The sequence below is a fragment of the Streptomyces sp. NBC_00273 genome (assembly GCF_036178145.1).
Lineage (GTDB): Bacteria > Actinomycetota > Actinomycetes > Streptomycetales > Streptomycetaceae > Streptomyces.
In genome coordinates, this window is record NZ_CP108067.1 from 1,646,089 (window position 1) to 1,661,314 (window position 15,226).

Annotated in this window: 11 protein-coding genes and 2 riboswitches; of the genes, 6 read left to right on the forward strand and 5 right to left on the reverse strand. The window is 72.2% G+C overall.

The window, feature by feature from the left end; all coding sequences use genetic code 11:
- Positions 1–26: 26 nt before the first annotated feature.
- The 3 genes from OG386_RS07060 to OG386_RS07070 all read left to right on the forward strand — a co-directional run bounded on the left by OG386_RS07060 (position 27) and on the right by OG386_RS07070 (position 4,951).
- A complete protein-coding gene (locus OG386_RS07060) occupies positions 27–1,139 on the forward strand; it encodes a DUF6183 family protein (RefSeq protein WP_328787298.1) in 1,113 nt (370 codons plus the stop codon).
- A 133-nt stretch (positions 1,140–1,272) separates the two neighbouring features.
- Positions 1,273–2,430 (forward strand): PP2C family protein-serine/threonine phosphatase, encoded by a 1,158-nt coding sequence (locus OG386_RS07065; protein ID WP_328787299.1) that lies wholly within the window; start codon positions 1,273–1,275, stop codon positions 2,428–2,430.
- A 91-nt stretch (positions 2,431–2,521) separates the two neighbouring features.
- Positions 2,522–4,951 carry a SpoIIE family protein phosphatase gene (locus OG386_RS07070; protein ID WP_328787300.1) on the forward strand — a complete coding sequence of 810 codons (2,430 nt, stop codon included), beginning with the start codon at positions 2,522–2,524 and terminating at the stop codon, positions 4,949–4,951.
- Between the two features lie 44 nt (positions 4,952–4,995).
- Here the strand turns inward: OG386_RS07070 and OG386_RS07075 are convergent, their stop codons facing one another.
- Genes OG386_RS07075 through OG386_RS07085 form a run of 3 tightly spaced genes read right to left on the reverse strand, consistent with a single transcriptional unit; the run spans position 4,996 to position 8,584 of the window.
- Complete coding sequence (locus OG386_RS07075) at positions 4,996–6,132, reverse strand: bifunctional 2-methylcitrate synthase/citrate synthase (protein WP_328787301.1); 1,137 nt, start codon at positions 6,130–6,132, stop codon at positions 4,996–4,998.
- 26 nt (positions 6,133–6,158) lie between these two features.
- Complete coding sequence (gene prpB / locus OG386_RS07080; protein WP_328787302.1) at positions 6,159–7,064, reverse strand: methylisocitrate lyase; 906 nt, start codon at positions 7,062–7,064, stop codon at positions 6,159–6,161.
- Positions 7,064–8,584, reverse strand: coding sequence for an MmgE/PrpD family protein (locus OG386_RS07085; RefSeq protein WP_328787303.1), 1,521 nt, complete (start codon positions 8,582–8,584; stop codon positions 7,064–7,066). The genes prpB and OG386_RS07085 overlap by 1 nt, the downstream gene beginning before the upstream one ends.
- Before the next feature lie 196 nt (positions 8,585–8,780).
- On the opposite strand from OG386_RS07085, the gene OG386_RS07090 reads away from it, so the two are divergent.
- The 3 genes from OG386_RS07090 (at position 8,781) to OG386_RS07100 (ending at position 12,029) form a co-directional block, all read left to right on the forward strand.
- Entirely contained in the window at positions 8,781–10,208 is a 1,428-nt protein-coding gene (locus OG386_RS07090; RefSeq protein WP_328787304.1) for a short-chain fatty acyl-CoA regulator family protein, read from the forward strand.
- A 65-nt stretch (positions 10,209–10,273) separates the two neighbouring features.
- Positions 10,274–11,194, forward strand: coding sequence for a cobalamin-binding protein (locus OG386_RS07095; protein WP_328787305.1), 921 nt, complete (start codon positions 10,274–10,276; stop codon positions 11,192–11,194).
- A gap of 110 nt (positions 11,195–11,304) precedes the next feature.
- Positions 11,305–11,378: riboswitch (cobalamin riboswitch) on the forward strand.
- Positions 11,379–11,546: 168 nt separating this feature from the next.
- Entirely contained in the window at positions 11,547–12,029 is a 483-nt protein-coding gene (locus OG386_RS07100) for a DUF4430 domain-containing protein (RefSeq protein ID WP_328787306.1), read from the forward strand.
- A 115-nt stretch (positions 12,030–12,144) separates the two neighbouring features.
- Here the strand turns inward: OG386_RS07100 and galE are convergent, their stop codons facing one another.
- Both galE and OG386_RS07110 read right to left on the reverse strand, forming a co-directional pair.
- A complete protein-coding gene (gene galE, locus OG386_RS07105; RefSeq protein WP_328787307.1) occupies positions 12,145–13,155 on the reverse strand; it encodes a UDP-glucose 4-epimerase GalE in 1,011 nt (336 codons plus the stop codon).
- Between the two features lie 145 nt (positions 13,156–13,300).
- Entirely contained in the window at positions 13,301–14,713 is a 1,413-nt protein-coding gene (locus tag OG386_RS07110) for a hypothetical protein (RefSeq protein WP_328787308.1), read from the reverse strand.
- Between the two features lie 114 nt (positions 14,714–14,827).
- A riboswitch (cobalamin riboswitch) is annotated at positions 14,828–14,960 on the reverse strand.
- Positions 14,961–15,226: the final 266 nt, after the last annotated feature.

Genomic DNA, 15,226 nt, shown 5'->3' on the forward strand with positions numbered 1-15,226 from the left:
CGCCCAGGGCCATAGAGTGACGGACCGTGAACGACGAGGCGCGCGAGCTCGACAGGCTCGTAGGGGAACAGACCGAACCGCAGGGCGAGCAGGGCGACGTGGAGTACCTACGGGAGCTGGGCTCGCGGGCCTCCGTAGGACTCGACGCGGCGCGCCAACAGGCGCGGACGTACGAGCGCAGCCTCGCGCAGGTCGTCCGCGCGCTCGCCCTCACCCCAGGACGGAACAGCGTGGTGCAGCTGGTCCGGCTCCTCGACGAGCACGGTCCGTTCGGGTGTTCCGGCGCGGACGACCGTTTCATCGCCTCCCTCCTCGCCGAGGCGCAGCAGCCCGCCGACCTCGCCGAGCTCTTCTACGACCGCAGCGAGCGGGACCGGCTCGACGAGGTCCGCGCCTGCCTGTTCCACGAACTGCTCCTGCGGGGCGTCGACGTGTCGGCCCCACGGGGGCTCAGCAGTTGGCCCGTGGTGCGGCCGGCATGGCACACGCTGTCCTGGTTGCCGTCGGACCTCCGCCCCTTCGAGACCGGTTCCCCCTTCCCCAGCCGGTCGATCCGCGGCGGCAGGGGCCGGTCCTGGTCGGGACTTCCCTCCGAGGGCCGCCTGGACCCGCCGACACCCCGCACCGGCGATCGCGCTGCGCTGACGGACATCGCCACCCGCGAGCTGCACGAGCGCATCGTCTCGGCACCCGAATCCGGCGACGTCGGTCACTGCGCGGCCTGGGCCTTCGCGCTGGACGCGCCGCAGGATCCGGCTCTGGTGCCCGCGCTGGTCCCCAGCCTGCCCATGGGCTGCGTGGCGGGACTCGGTCCCACGGCCCGTTTCGAGATCGCGCTCCGCTCGCTCGACGACATCTGGAAGATCCTCTTCAGCGCCGCGTCGATGGACGGCTCGTACGGCGGCGGGGCGCACGGCGCGTGGGGCCGGCGCTGGACCTGGCAGTCGCTGGGGGGCCTCAGCGGCGCGCCCTCGGACGCGAGCGCGCAGGAGGTGAAGCGCTGGGCGAAAGAGAGCACCTGGTTCCATTTCGAGTGCGACTCGGAGTGGTTCCAGAACGAGATCTACGACTACGGGATCGCCGCCCTCTCCCCCGACCGCCGCCGGATCGCGGTACTGGCGGTGACGGACACCGACTGAGGGCGGCAACCGCCCTGCCCGGACCACCTGCCCAGACCCTGCGAACGCCGACTTCGTGGTGCGCACGCCGGACGGCCCCGGTCGCGGTGCACCGGAGTGGCGGCCACGGGTGCGGGCGGGGCAGTCTGTACTCATGAGAGCGCCCGCGCGCTCGCCTCATGGACCGCGAGCCGACGGCCACCACCAGGTCCTCTTCGTCTTGGCGAAGTGCGTGCCCTTCGCGATCGCCCTGCTGGTGCTGCTCGTCGAGTTCACGCCCCTGCACGTCCTGTACACCGGCCCCCTGTTGGTCGCGACACCCGCTCTGGCGGCCGTGACGATGGGCCCCAAGGGCACGCTCGCGGCGGCGGGGGTGGCCGTCGGTGTCAGCGTGGCCACCGCCAGCTACAACAGCGCCTGGGGGACCCAACAGGTCTACACCAACTTCCTCGCCCTGTTCCTGGTCTCGGTGGCGAGTTTCCTGACGAGCCGCTCCGCACGCACGCGCACGGAGAACGAACTCAACCAGGTCCAGCGGATCGCCACCGCTGCCCAGGACGTCCTGCTGCGGCCGGTGCCGGACCGGCTGGGCTCCGTACGGGCGGCCAGCATGTACCTGGCGGCCGAGACGGGCGCGCAGATCGGCGGCGATCTGTACGACGTGGTCCAGACCCGGTACGGGGTCCGGATGATCGTCGGGGACGTCCGGGGCAAGGGCCTGCCCGCCGTGCGGGCCGCCGCGATCGTGCTGGGCGCCTTCCGGGAGGCCGTGCACTACGAGGACGACCTGATGGAGGTCGTCGACCGCTGCGAGGCGGCCCTGCTGCGGGACGCCGCCGTCTCGGGCGCCGGCAATGCGGACGCCATCCTGGAGGGGTTCGTCACCGCGCTCGTGGCCCAGATCCCGGACGGCCCCCACATCGACGTGATCAACCGTGGCCATCCGCCACCGCTGCTGCTGTGCGACGGCGCGGTCCGTCCCCTGATGCCCACCACCCCCCTGCCGCCGCTCGGCCTGGAGGAATTCATCAGCGGTCCTCCCGGGCGGGCGGACCGCTATCACTTCGCGCCCGGGGACCGGCTGCTGCTCTACACCGACGGTGTCATCGAGGCCCGCGACCAGGACAAGACCTTCTTCGACCTGGCGGGAGCGATGGTGACCCTGCGCGACCACAGCCGGAAGGCGTTCCTGGAGGGCCTGCACCAGGCATTGCTCCGCCACACCCATGACCGCCTGGCCGACGACGCGGCGGTCGTCGTCGTGGACCGGAGCGCGGACGAGGTACACCGGACGGACGGAGGTCCGACGTAGCGCCCCTGAACTCGCCCGGACGGTCCGGGACGCGACAGCATGGAGGGGAAGCCGTCGGCGCGATGCCCCCGAAAGGAGGCGATACGGAACAGTGAACGCTCATCGCTTCTCGTTCTGCGGGGCCGAGCTCGCCGCTGTCTACGTGGTCGCCGACCAGGGCAGGGAACTCCATCTCGCCGAGCTGACCGGAAACCGCGGCGTCCTCTACGGGCTGCCGGCGATCCTCGCCGTGGCCGGCCATTCGCCCGCCGCCAACGCCTTCCGCTCGGGCCGCCCGCTGTGGCTGGCTCCCAAGGAACTCGCCACGTTCATCGAGGAGGACCCCCACCACTTCCCCACCCGGGTGCGGGACGGCGCGCCCCACGCACCGGCCAGGATCTCGCTGGGCGCGCTGCCGCTGGGCTACGACGACCAGGAGCTCGGCTGCCTGATCGTCGCCGGGCAGGCCGGGGACGGCTTCAGCGCAGACGACCGCAGCCTCCTGGAGCTCTACGCCGACCAGGTGGCCACGGGACTCGAATCGGTCGCCGGACGCTTCGCCGGACGCAAGTCCCCGCAGGCCCATCTGGGCCAGTCGCTGGTGCCCGACCAGGGCGGCGCGTTCATCCTGGAGCTGGCCACCGGCCGTATGGAGGCCGACGCGCACGTGCTGGAACTGCTCGGTCTGCCTCCCGGGCAGTTCGACGGGCAGGTGGAAACCGTGCTCGCCTGCGCCGTGCCCGACGACATGCCGGCCCTGATGGCGCTCGTGGAGCCGAACCGGCTGGCGGCCGCCGGACAGCAGCTGGCCTTCCGCATCCGCCGCCCGAACGGCGAACTGCGCTGGCTGGGGCTGCGCTGCCGCGTGGAGGTGGACCCGGACGGTACGCCGCGGCGCGTCCTGGGTGTGGTGGCCGATGCCACCTATCTGCGCCCCAGCGCCGACGAGGTCTCCCTCGTACAGCGACTGTCGGCCACCCTGGCGGGGGCGGCGACCATCCGGGAGGTCAGCCGGCTGGTGGTCGCCGCCCTGCGCGAGCCGCTCGGTGCCTCCCGGGTCGCGGTCGGCGAGCTGGAACCCGAACGGCTCATCGTCACCGCCCTCGATCCTCCGGAGCCCGATGCCTGGCCCGAGGTGTGGCGCTCGGAGTGGCGGTCCGAATGGCCCGACGTCGCGCTGAGCGACCTGCCCACCCTGCAGAGCGCGCTGCGCGGCGGCCACATGAGCCTGTGGCCGCCGGGGGCGGCTCTGGAGCCCGGCCTGCTGGGCGTCGGGCCCGGTGGTCTCGCGGTGCTGCCGTTGCCCGCCGACGGCCGGATGGTCGGGGTGTGTCTGGTGGGGTGGGACGCGGAGCACCGGTTCGGACCGGAGGAGCGGTCGCTGCTGACCGCGACCGCGGGGCTGGTGGGACAGGCGCTGGTGCGCGCCCACGCCCTGGACGCGGGCCACGAACTCGCCACCATGCTCCAGCGCAGTCTGCTGCCCCGTAAGCTCCCGGAACTGCCGGGCGGGGTCGCTGTCGCCCGCTACCTGCCCGCGACCGCCGGACTCGAGGTCGGCGGCGACTGGTACGACGTCATTCCGCTCCGTGACGGTCATGTGGCCTTCGTCATCGGGGACGTACAGGGGCACAGCGCGGGAGCCGCCACCATCATGGGCCAGATGCGCACGGCGGTCAGGGCCTACGCGGTGGAGGGACACCCTCCCGATGTGGTGGTCGCACGGGCCAACCGTCTGCTCGCCGGCATGGAGACGGACCTGTTCGCCACCTGCGGGTACGTGGACCTGGACATGGAGGAGGGCATCGCCAGGGTCGTCCGGGCCGGCCACCTGCCGCCGATCTTGCGTTTCCCCGACGGCGTCGCCGAGGAGATGGTGGTCGAGGGCGGTCCTCCGCTGGGCGTGCTCGCGGAAGCGGAGTTCCCCATGACCGAGGCGGGGCTGGTCCCCGGCACCCTGCTCGTGCTGCTCACCGACGGCCTGGTCGAGTCGGCCAGACTGCCCCTGGAGGAGGGCGTACGGCGGGTGTGCGACGTGCTCGCGGTGGCCGACCCGGTCGACGTCGGTGGGATCGCCGACGAGTTGGTCGTCGGCGTGGGCCGTCGCGACGACGACGTGGCGTTGCTGGTGCTGCGCTACGACGGCCAGGGGGACCGGCCGATGCGGAGCCACTGGACGGTGTGGCGGGTGCCCAACGCGGTCCTGCACGCGCGCCGCTTCACCGCGCGCATCCTGCGGTCCTGGGGGGTGGTGGAGGAACTCGACGAAGCCCTGCTGGTCGTGTCCGAGCTGGTCACCAACGCCATCGCGCACACTCAGGGCGAGGTGGGGATGGATCTGACCCTGTCGGCGGACCGGCTGCGGATCGCCGTGAACGACGCGTCGCCGCGCAGCCCCGTGAAACCGGTCTGGGTGAGCTGGGAGTCGACCGGCGGTCGCGGGCTGCTCATCGTCGAGGCGACGGCGACGGCCTGGGGCTCGGTACCGCTCAGCAGCGGCAAGCAGGTGTGGGCCGAGATCCCCTGGCGCCGCGGTTCCTGACACGTTGCGCGGGCGGCTCCCGCGGGCGCTCCCGCGGGCGGTGCTCAGCCGCGGGCCGGGAGGGGGCGCTGGGAGGGGCCGGTGTAGGAGCCGAGGGGGCGGATCAGGGCGTTGTGCTCCAGCTGTTCGGTGATGTGGGCCGTCCAGCCGGTGATCCGGCTCATCACGAACAGCGGGGTGAAGGTCGGGACGTCGAACCCCATCAGGTGGTACGCCAGCGCGGCGGGATAGTCGAGGTTCGGGTGGATCCCCTTGCGGCTGATCACGGCGTGCCGGAGCGAGGCGTGCAGGGTGGCGAGCCGGGTCGCATCGGGGTCCGCGGCGCGGGCGACGAGACGGTCGGTGGCCTCCTGCATGATCGGCACTCGGGAGTCGCCGTTCTTGTAGACGCGGTGCCCGAAGCCCATGATCTTCCTGCGGGCGGCCAGCGCCCCGTCCAGCCACTGCCCGGCCCGCTCCGGGTCGCCGATCTCGCCCAGCATGTGCATCACGGCCTCGTTGGCGCCGCCGTGGAGCGGACCCTTGAGGGCGCCGATGGCCGCGGTGACCGCGCTGTAGAGGTCGGAGAGGGTGGACGTGACCACCCGCGCGGTGAACGTCGAGGCGTTGAAGCTGTGCTCCGCGTAGAGGATGAGCGAGATCTCGAAGCACCGGACGACCTCGGGGGCCGGCACCCTGCCGAAGCACATCCGGAAGAAGTTCTCCGCGTATCCGAGCGACCGGTCCGGCTGGACGGCGGCGAGCCCGTGCCGCCGTCGGTGGTCCGCCGCGACCACGACCGGCAGCTTCGCCAGCAGCGCGAGGGACTTGGTGCGGTTGGCTTCGGTGCTGCCGTCGTCCTCCGTGGGGTCCTGCGAGCCGAAGACACTGACGGCGGTGCGCAGCACGTCCATCGGGTGGCAGGTCTCCGGCAGCCGGGCGAGCAGTTCGGCGGTGGTCCGGTCCAGGGGCCGCAGGGCGCGCTCGCGGGCCTGGAACTCGCGCAGTTGGTCCGCGTCCGGGAGTTCGCCGTACCAGAGGAGGTGCGCGACCTCCTCGAAGGAGCAGCGGGCGGCCAGGTCCTGGACCGGATATCCGCGGTAGGTGAGGGAGTTGGTCTCCTGGATGACGGTGGAGATGGCGGTGGTGTCGACGACGACGCCGGTGAGACCGCGGTGGATCTCGGGCGTGGTGGCGGTCATGGGTGGCCTCCGGTGCGGGTGGTCGGTCAGTTGCCGGGCGGGAGCGTGAAGTCGGCGACGGTCGAGTCGAAGGCGGCGTAGTCCTCGTAGCCGAGCACCTCGTAGAGCCGGGAGCGGGTCTGCATGCGGGGCAGCAGTGACTCCTGGGTGCCCTCGGCGGCGAGGGTGCGCAGGCCGTCCTCGACCGCGCCCATGGCGAGGCGGAAGAGGGTGACGGGGTACAGCGCGATGTTGTAGCCGAGGTTCTCCAACGTGCGTGCGTCGAGCAGCCTGCTCTTGCCGAATTCCGTCATGTTCGCGAGGAGGGGGACGTCGACGGCCTTGCGGAAGGCATCGAACTCGGCCTCGTCCGCGAGCGCTTCGGGAAAGACGGCGTCGGCGCCCGCGTCCACGTACGCCTTGGCGCGGTCGATCGCGGCGGCCAGGCCTTCGACGGCGCGGGCGTCGGTGCGGGCCATGAGGAGGAAGTCGGGGTCGCGGCGGGCGTCGGCGGCGGCGCGGACCCTGCGGGCCATCTCCTCGCGCGCGACGACGCCCTTGCCGTCGAGGTGGCCGCACCGTTTGGGGTTGACCTGGTCCTCCAGGTGGAGTCCGGCCAGCCCCGCGTCCTCCATGAGCTGGAGGGTGCGGGCGGCGTTCATCGGCCCGCCGAAGCCGGTGTCGGCGTCGATGAGGGCGGGCAGGTCGGTGACGCGGGTGATCTGCTGGGCGCGGGCGGCGATCTCGGTGGAGGTGGTCAGGCCGATGTCGGGCAGGCCCAGGTCGGCGGCGAGCACGGCCCCCGAGAGGTACACGGCGTCGAACCCCGCCTCCTGGACGAGTCGGGCCGAGTACGGGTTGATCGCGCCCGGGATCCTCAGCAGCCGCCCGGAGGCGAGCTGTTCGCGGAAGGTGCGGCGGCGGGACGCGGCAGTGGTGCGGGTGTGGAGCATCAGAGCAGGCCCTTCGGGAGCCGGGCGTCTTCCGCGGCGACGGCATTGGTGTCGACGGCGGGGAAGAGGTCGGCGAGGCCTGCGGTGCCCAGCTCCGCCAACCGGTCCGCGGCCTGCAGGAAGTGGTCCTGGGCCGCGCCGGTGACGATCCCCTCGGTCAGGGTGCGGAACTTGGCGGTGTAGCCGGCCCGGTCGAACGGGCGGGCTCCGGCGGGGTGTGCGTCGGCGACGGCGAGCTGGTCCTCGACGACGGAGCCGTCCTCGAAGGTGATCACGGCGCGGCCACCGAAGGCCCGACGGGAGGGGTCCGGGTCGTGGTACCGCCGGGTCCACTCGGGGTCTTCGGCGGTGGAGATCTTCCTCCACAGCTCGACGGTGGCGGGCCGCCCCGCGCGCTCGGGGGCGTAGGAGCGCTCGTGGTGCCAGCCGCCGTCCTCGAGGGCGACGGCGAAGACGTACGGCACCGAGTGGTCGAGGGTCTCGCGGCCGGCGGCCGGATCGTACTTCTGCGGGTCGCCGGAGCCGGAGCCGATGACGTGGTGGGTGTGGTGGCTCGTGTACAGGACGATCGAGCGGACCTTCTCCAGCGGGCCGGCCTTCTCCCGCAGGGTGCGGGCGAGGTCGATGATCGCCTGCGCCTGGTACTCGGCGGAGTGCTCCTTGGTGTACGTGTCGAGGATCGCGCGGCGCGCCTCGCCGGGCCCGGGCAGTGACACGGTGTACGAGGCGTCCGGGCCGTCCAGCATCCAGGCGAGGAAGCCGTCCTCCCCCTCGTAGATCGGCGAGGGGGATCCCTCGCCGCGCATGGCCCGGTCCACCGCTTCCACGGCGGCCTTGCCGGCGAAGGCCGGCGCGAACGCCTTCCAGCTGGAGATCTCGCCCTTGCGCGACTGCCGGGTCGACGTGGTGGTGTGCACCGCCTGCTGTACCGCCTGGTACACGGTTCCGGTGTCCAGCCGCAGCATCGCTCCGATGCCGCACGCCGTCGCGGCGCCGAGGTGGGCGACGTGGTCGATGCGGTGCGCGTGCAGGCAGATGCCCTTGACCAGGGCGACGTGGATCTCGTAGGCGGCGATGATGCCCCGCAGCAGGTCCGCGCCGGAGCGCCCGGTGCGCTGGGCCACGGCCAGCAGGGGCGGAATGTTGTCCCCGGGGTGGGAGTAGTCGGCGGCGAGGTAGGTGTCGTGGAAGTCCAGCTCGCGCACGGCCGTGCCGTTGGCCCAGGCCGCCCACTCCGGCGACACGCGGGTCCCGGCGGCGACTCCGAAGACCGATGCGCCGGCGGGGGTCCGGTGGCTGAGGGCCTGGGCCCGCGCGACGGCGACGGGGCGGCGGCGCAGCGAGGCGACGGCCACCGAGGCGTTGTCGATGATCCGGTCGACCGCCGTCCCCGCGGCCCCGGGGTCGAGGTCCGGGGCGTCCTGGGTGCCGGTGGCCACGGCGGCCAGCTTCCAGGCGAGCTGCTCCTCTCGGGGCAGGCGGTCGGCGCTGGGGTGGACACGTACCTGATGGTCGATCACGGGGCTCCTCGCAGCGTGCGGTGGGATGGTGGGTGCGTCGTCGTACGAGGGTGAGTCTTCCCCTCCGGGAGGGCCGGGGCGACGGCTCCACACTGCGTAATCCGTCCCTGCCGATCGTGCGAATCTGCGAATTCTGCGAACGGTGCGGATGCTAACTTCACAGGTGAGGACGGGTGGAGAGGAGCTCGCGATCCCCATGGGACGGCCTGCCGGACGGATCTACGCACACGCGAAACTGCGCAGGCTGCGCCGTGAGCGGGGCATGAACCAGGTCGAACTGGCCCGCGCGCTGGGGCTGTCCACCAGCTACCTCAACCAGATCGAACACAGCCGGCGGCCGCTGACCGCTCCGGTGCTGCTGCGGATCGCCGAGGTCTTCGGCGTCGATCCGGAGTTCTTCTCCGAGGCCGGCGAGGAACGTCTGGCCACCGATCTACGGGCGGCGCTCGGGGACGAGGCGTGCGGAAGCCCGGTCCCGGGGGACGAGATCGCCGACGTGGCCCGCGACCACCCCGAGGTGGCCCGGGCCCTCGTCGCCCTCCACCAGCGCTACCGGGACGCCTCCGAGCGGGTCGTCGCGCTGGCCTCCCCCGAGGACACCGCGGGCCTGTTGCCGGCCGAACCCCACGACGAGGTGCGGGACTTCTTCTACGCCCACCACAACCACTTCGCCGCCCTGGAAACGGAGGCCGAGCAGACCGCCGAAGCGCTCGGCCCCGGCCGGGTCGGCCGCGCCGCGGACGCTCTCACGGGCCGCCTCGCGACCCGGCACGGGATCAAAGTGCTCCAGGCGGGCCCTGAACGCTCCGCCGACGCACGGCGCTTCGACCCCGACAGCGGACTGCTCCTGCTCTCCCCCTGGCTCAGCGAGGGACAGCGGGCCTTCCAACTGGCCACGCAGCTCGCGCTGCTGGAGCACGGCCCCCTGCTGACCGGACTGGTCGATGCGGCAGACCTGTCCTCGCCGCAGGCGGAGGGCCTCGCCCGCATCGGGCTCGCCAACTACTTCGCGGGCGCGCTCCTCATGCCGTACACCGCCTTCCACGCGGCCGCCGAGCGGCTCCGCTACGACATCGAGCTGTTGCAGGCCCGCTTCGGCGTCGGCTTCGAGACCGTCTGCCACCGCCTGTCGACCCTCCAGCGCACCGGGAACCGGGGGGTGCCCTTCTCCTTCCTGCGGGCCGACCGCGCGGGCAACATCTCCAAACGCCAGTCCGCCACCGACTTCCACTTCTCCCGGCTGGGCGGCACCTGCCCGCTCTGGACCGTCTACGAAGCCTTCTCCTCCCCCGGCCGCGTCCTCACGCAGGTCGCCGAGATGCCCGACGGCAAGAAGTACTTCTGGATCGCCCGCACGGTCACCCGCGGCGGCTTCGGCCATCACGCGCCCCGGGCCGACTTCGCCGTCGCCCTGGGCTGCGAGCTGCGCCACGCCCCGCGCCTGGTCTACGCGCAGGGCATCGCCCTGCAGGACGCGCGCGCCGCCACGCCCATCGGGCTGGGCTGCCGAATCTGCGAACGGCAGGACTGTGCCCAGCGGGCCCGGCCCCCGGCCGGCGGGATCCTCGCCGTCGATCCCGACCTGCGCACCCATGTCCCGTACCCGGTGATCGCGGACCGCTGACTCCGGCTCCGACACCACCACCGGCCCCGGCCCCGGCCCCGGACCAGGCCCCCTAGGCTCGGAGGATGCGCATCGTCTCCCTGCTGCCCGCGGCCACCGACATCGTGGCGGAGCTCGGTCTGGCCGCCGATCTGGTGGGCCGTACGCACGAGTGCGACTGGCCGCCGGGGGCGGTGGCCGGTGTGCCCGTGGTGACCTCGGCCGAGCTCTCGGCGGACGCCCTGAGCAGCCGGGAGATCTCCGACGCCGTCGGCGGCGCCGCGCACAGCGGCTCCTCGCTCTACGCCCTCGACACCGAGGCCCTCGGCGCACTGGCTCCCGACGTGGTCCTGACCCAGGACCTGTGCGACGTCTGCGCGGTGTCCTACGCGGGGGTGAGCCGGGCGGTGCGCGTCCGGGGCGGCGGACCCCGCGTGCTGAGTCTGGAGCCGCGCACGCTGGGCGACGTACTGGACTGCCTGGTCACGGTGGGCGAGCTGCTCGGCGTGGCGGAACGCGCGCGGGAGCGGCGGCAGGCCCTCGCCGCACGGCTGGAGGCCGTACGGGCGCGGACGGCCGGGCTGCAGCGGCCCAAGGTGGTGGCGATCGAATGGCTCGATCCGCTCTGGCCGGCCGGGCACTGGGTGCCGGAGCAGATCGCGTGCGCGGGCGGCGAGGCGCTGATCGCCTCGCCGGGCGAGCACACCCGGCCGATGGAATGGGAGGCGGTCCGAGCCGCCCGCCCGGACGTGCTCCTGGTCATGCCCTGCGGGTTCGGCCCGGAACGCACCCTGCGCGAGCGGGAGCTGTTGACCTCGCTGCCGGGGTGGGAGGAGCTGCCCGCGGTGCGCGCGGGCGAGGTGTGGGTGCTGGACCGGCCCGCCCACTTCAACCGCCCGGGCCCCCGCGTCGTACGCGGCGCTGAGGTGCTGGCGCACGTCCTGCACGGGGTCGGGGCGGGTGCCCCGGTGAGCCCGGCGGAAGCCCGCCGACTCGGCCGCGGCTGACGGCGGGCCCGAATTCGGGGTTCGCTCCCGCTCCCCTCTCCCCAAGCCGTACGATGCGTTCTGCTCCGGCCCACCGCGGCCCGAGCCACAACCGAATGCATGCACAACTGGGGGAAGCCGGTGGGAATCCGGCGCTGACCTGCAACCGTGAGCGGCGTCCGAAACGCCGTGAGTCGGAGAACCCGGGGTGCGATGTGCACCGCTTCCCACTGTCACGGTCTGCAGTACGAAGCCCCAGCCTGGCCCGGCACCCCCGTGCGCCCTCCTCAGGGACGCCCGCAGGGGGTGTGCGCGGGTGCGGGTCGGAGGGTTCGCGCGAGCAGACCCGAAGATCCGCTCAGGAAGGCACTCCATGCGCCAGACCCTCGTCCGACGCTCCGTGGTCACCACGCTCGCCCTCGGCCTCGCCCTCGCCACGGCTCCGGCCGAGGCCAAGCCGAAGCCGAACACGAACGCGGCCGTCAAGGTGGACCTCACCGTCCAGGGACCCGACGGGCTGCTGTTCAAGGGCAAGGTCAAGACCAAGGGCCACGACGTCACCACCGCGACCGGTGGCACCCACAAGTGCGACGGCACCAACGGCGGCGCCAACCCGTCGAAGGTCCCCACCCCGACGGCCGCCCTCGACGACGCCGCCCACAAGAAGGGCTTCACCTGGGACGGCACCTGGTACGCGTCGTTCGACGACTTCTCCGTCGACACCATAAAGAACGTCAGCGGCGGCGGCTCCGCCTACTGGAGCATCGCCGTCAACGGCACCCCGACCCCGGTCGGCGGCTGCCAGTTCAAGCTCAACGCCGGCGACCGGGTCTCCTTCACCTGGACGTCCTTCTAGCCGGGTACGGCCCGGCCGCGGGCCGGGCGGTGCCGTACCGGCCCGACCGGCGGCCGGTACGGCACCGGTACGGCACCGGCGGGACACGCTCCGCGTCGAGCATCCTGACCGAGCGCTACCGGGACTGCCCGGAGTCCGCGAGAAGGGTGTCGCGGACGGTCGCCCATTGCAGCGAATGGCGGATGCCGTCGACGATCGAGTACTCGGCCCGCCAGCCCAGGAGGCGTTCTGCACGGTCGCTGCGGGTGTAGGCGCCCACGACGTCGCCCGGGCGCGCATCGGTCTCGATCGCGGAGATCGGCGTGTCGGCCACGGAGTTGAAGGCCTCGACGAGCTCCTTGACGGTCGTCCCGGTGCCCGTGCCGAGGTTGATCGCCAGGGAGGGGTCCTCGTCGGTCAGCAGGCTGTCGAACCGGGTGAGAGCAGCAACGTGCGCGGACGCCAGGTCCCAGACATGGACGTAGTCACGGATGCCCGAACCGTCCCGCGTGCCGTACGTCGTGCCCGTGACGCAGAACTCGCTTCCGTTCTCCATCGCCTGGATCATCTTGCCGAGGGCGTGGCTGGGGTGGCGGAGCTGCAGACCCGTACGCATCTTGGGATCCGCCCCGATCGGGTTGAAGTACCGCAGGGAAAGGATCTTGATCGGCTGGCTGGCGGCGATGTCGGCGAACATGGCCTCGCAGACGGCCTTCGTCCGGGCGTAGGGGCTCTTCGCGTCGATCGGAGAGCTCTCGTCCACGGTCAGGTCGTCGCCCTCCCGGTAGATCGAGGCCGAGGAGCTGAAGATCATGCGGCTACAGCCGTTGCGCAGCAGGTGGGCGACGAACTCCAGGCTCTTGGCCACGTTGGCCCGGTAGTAGCCCACCGGGTCACCGACGGAGTCGGGCACGACGATGAGCGCGGCGCAGTGGACCACGGCTTCGATGTCGGGGTGTTCCTCGAAGACCCGGTCGATCAGCGCCCCGTCCGCGATGTCACCTTCGTAGAAGGCCTTGCCCCGGGCGAATTCGCGCCTTCCGGTGACGAGGTTGTCGAGGATCACCGGAGTGATCCCGGCGTCCGAGCAGGCCGACGCCACCGTGCTGCCGATGAATCCGGCACCGCCGGCGATCAGAACCTTCATGCGCAATCCCACCCACTTCGTATCGGACACTGCTGATCCGCCAGAGCCTACGGGTTGTCCCGCGGCCCCCGGCGGAGCGCCCCGACGCGCGGGCCCGGGACGGGCTGCGGGCCCGCAGGTCCGCAGCCCCACCGGCATTCGGTGGTCAGGCGCCCCAGCGCAGGGCGATGGTGTCGCCCACGTTGATGACCTTGTTGCGGACCGCGCCGGCGAACGCGGAGCCGTCGACGCTGACCTTCCAGGTGTTGGAGCCGCTGTTGGCCTTGCCGTTGACGGCCGTGACGGTGCCCGTGCCCGACGAGGGGGTCACGCTCGTGACGCAACCGGCCGGAGTCGCCCCGGTGGTGGCCGCGTTCAGGACGTCGCCGAGGGTGGTCGTCGTGCCGGTCGGGGTGAAGGCCACCGAGCAGGCCTTGAGGTTGCCGGCGCCGTCGTCGACGGTCAGCGCCAGCTTGGTGGCCGTACCGGCGGTGAAGGTGGACTGGGCGACCCACTGCGGGGCGCCGGGGGTGACCGGGACGGGCGGGGCCGTGGTGAAGCCACCGCCCGCGACGGCACGCAGGGCGTCGATGGAGGAGTAGGCGGAGGGGACGGTGTCGGAGGGCTTGTACTTGAAGCCGCCCGCCGGGTTGTACTGGTTGGCTATCAGGAAGTCGATCGGGGTCTTCCCGGTGACCGTGAGGAAGTCACCGGTCTGCGGGTTGAAGCCGCAGGCGTTCAGGCCCGCGACGCCCCAGCCGTTGGAGCTGGTGTTGACCCCGTAGAGGGAGTTGAAGGCGCCGGTGGAGGGGACCAGCGTGCTCTTGAGGAAGTTCTTCGCCTGGACGACGTCCGTGTCGGTGTTGGGGACGCCGGAGACGCAGAGGGCCGCCATGGCCGCGCCGGTCATGTCGACGTCGCTCGCGGAGTTGAGGACGGTCGGGTTGCCCTCGGCCTTCTGGTAGGTCCAGCCGCCGTCCACGTGCTGGTTGGCGCGGATCCGGGTGACGATCGAATCGGTCAGCGCCTGCGGAATGCGGGCGCCGCCGGCCTGCGTCTTGGCGCCGCCGAGCGAAAGGGCCGCGAACACCGTGCCGTTGAAGTTTCCGGAGGAGCCGAAGTAGCCCGTCTCCGCCGTCTGCCAGTAGGAGTAGACGTTCGCCACAAGGTTGCGGGAGGCGGAGACGCGGGCCGGGTCGATGCCGGCGGCGTACGCGTTCAGGGTGCCGCGCTCGTAGTCGGTGACCACCGGGGAGGCCGACGGCCAGGCCGCCGTCGAGAGCAGGTTGCGGTAGACGGTGCGGGCGTTCTTCGTCGTGTCACCACCGGGGTAGACGTCCACGACGGCCGTACCGGTCGCGGCGAAGGCGCTGAAGGCCCACTCGTTGGAGAGGCCCGCACCGGCGTACGAACCGTCCGCCGCCTGGAGGGACTTGAGGTAAGCGACGCCGTTGGTCTTGGAGGTGGCGATCTGTGCGGGCGACGAGGTCGCGAACGCGGGCAGCGCGGTGAGGGCGAGGGCACCGAGCGCGGCGGGCGCCGCGAGCGCGAGGCCGCGGGAGGTGCGGGGACGGGACATGGCCTGCTCCTGGAATCGGCGGACGCCGACCGCTCCCGGCGCCCCTGCCACCGTACGGACGCACGGCCGGGCATGCCGGAGGGCCGCCGTCCGGAACGCGTGGTACGGCTTCCTGTACTGCATCGCCGCATGGGCATTCGGGCTCGGAGACGGCCCCCGCCGTCCCACACCGCTGCGCGTCAGCTCCGGCTTCCCACCGGATTCCCCCATCTGGCAGCCCTGGACGCTACCCGAGTGATCAAGGGTCCGCCAGCCAGTCGGGAGCGGTCCGACGGAGCCGTCCGGGGCGTGTCCCATGAGACGGAGGCCACCTTGACGCTGTCTTTATCGGCGTGTTCCACTCCGACTGATAAGCACTCAGCTCCAGGGGAAGCCGGTCGGAATCCGGCGCTGACCCGCAACCGTAGGCCCGGTCCCACCGGGCGAGCCGGAATGCCTGGAGCCTGGTTTTTGCAGCGAGAAACGCCGTCGCGGACTACGGCGTGGTTCGAAGGCTTCTTCCGCGCCCTGCGT

Coding starts and splice junctions, on each gene's coding strand:
- OG386_RS07095 (WP_328787305.1), top strand. CDS start 10,274: ATGCGCATCGTCTCCCTGCTGCCCGCGGCCACCGACATCGTGGCGGAG.
- OG386_RS07100 (WP_328787306.1), top strand. CDS start 11,547: ATGCGCCAGACCCTCGTCCGACGCTCCGTGGTCACCACGCTCGCCCTC.
- OG386_RS07075 (WP_328787301.1), bottom strand. CDS start 6,132: ATGACCGCCACCACGCCCGAGATCCACCGCGGTCTCACCGGCGTCGTC.
- OG386_RS07065 (WP_328787299.1), top strand. CDS start 1,273: ATGAGAGCGCCCGCGCGCTCGCCTCATGGACCGCGAGCCGACGGCCAC.
- galE (WP_328787307.1), bottom strand. CDS start 13,155: ATGAAGGTTCTGATCGCCGGCGGTGCCGGATTCATCGGCAGCACGGTG.
- OG386_RS07110 (WP_328787308.1), bottom strand. CDS start 14,713: ATGTCCCGTCCCCGCACCTCCCGCGGCCTCGCGCTCGCGGCGCCCGCC.
- OG386_RS07090 (WP_328787304.1), top strand. CDS start 8,781: ATGGGACGGCCTGCCGGACGGATCTACGCACACGCGAAACTGCGCAGG.
- prpB (WP_328787302.1), bottom strand. CDS start 7,064: ATGCTCCACACCCGCACCACTGCCGCGTCCCGCCGCCGCACCTTCCGC.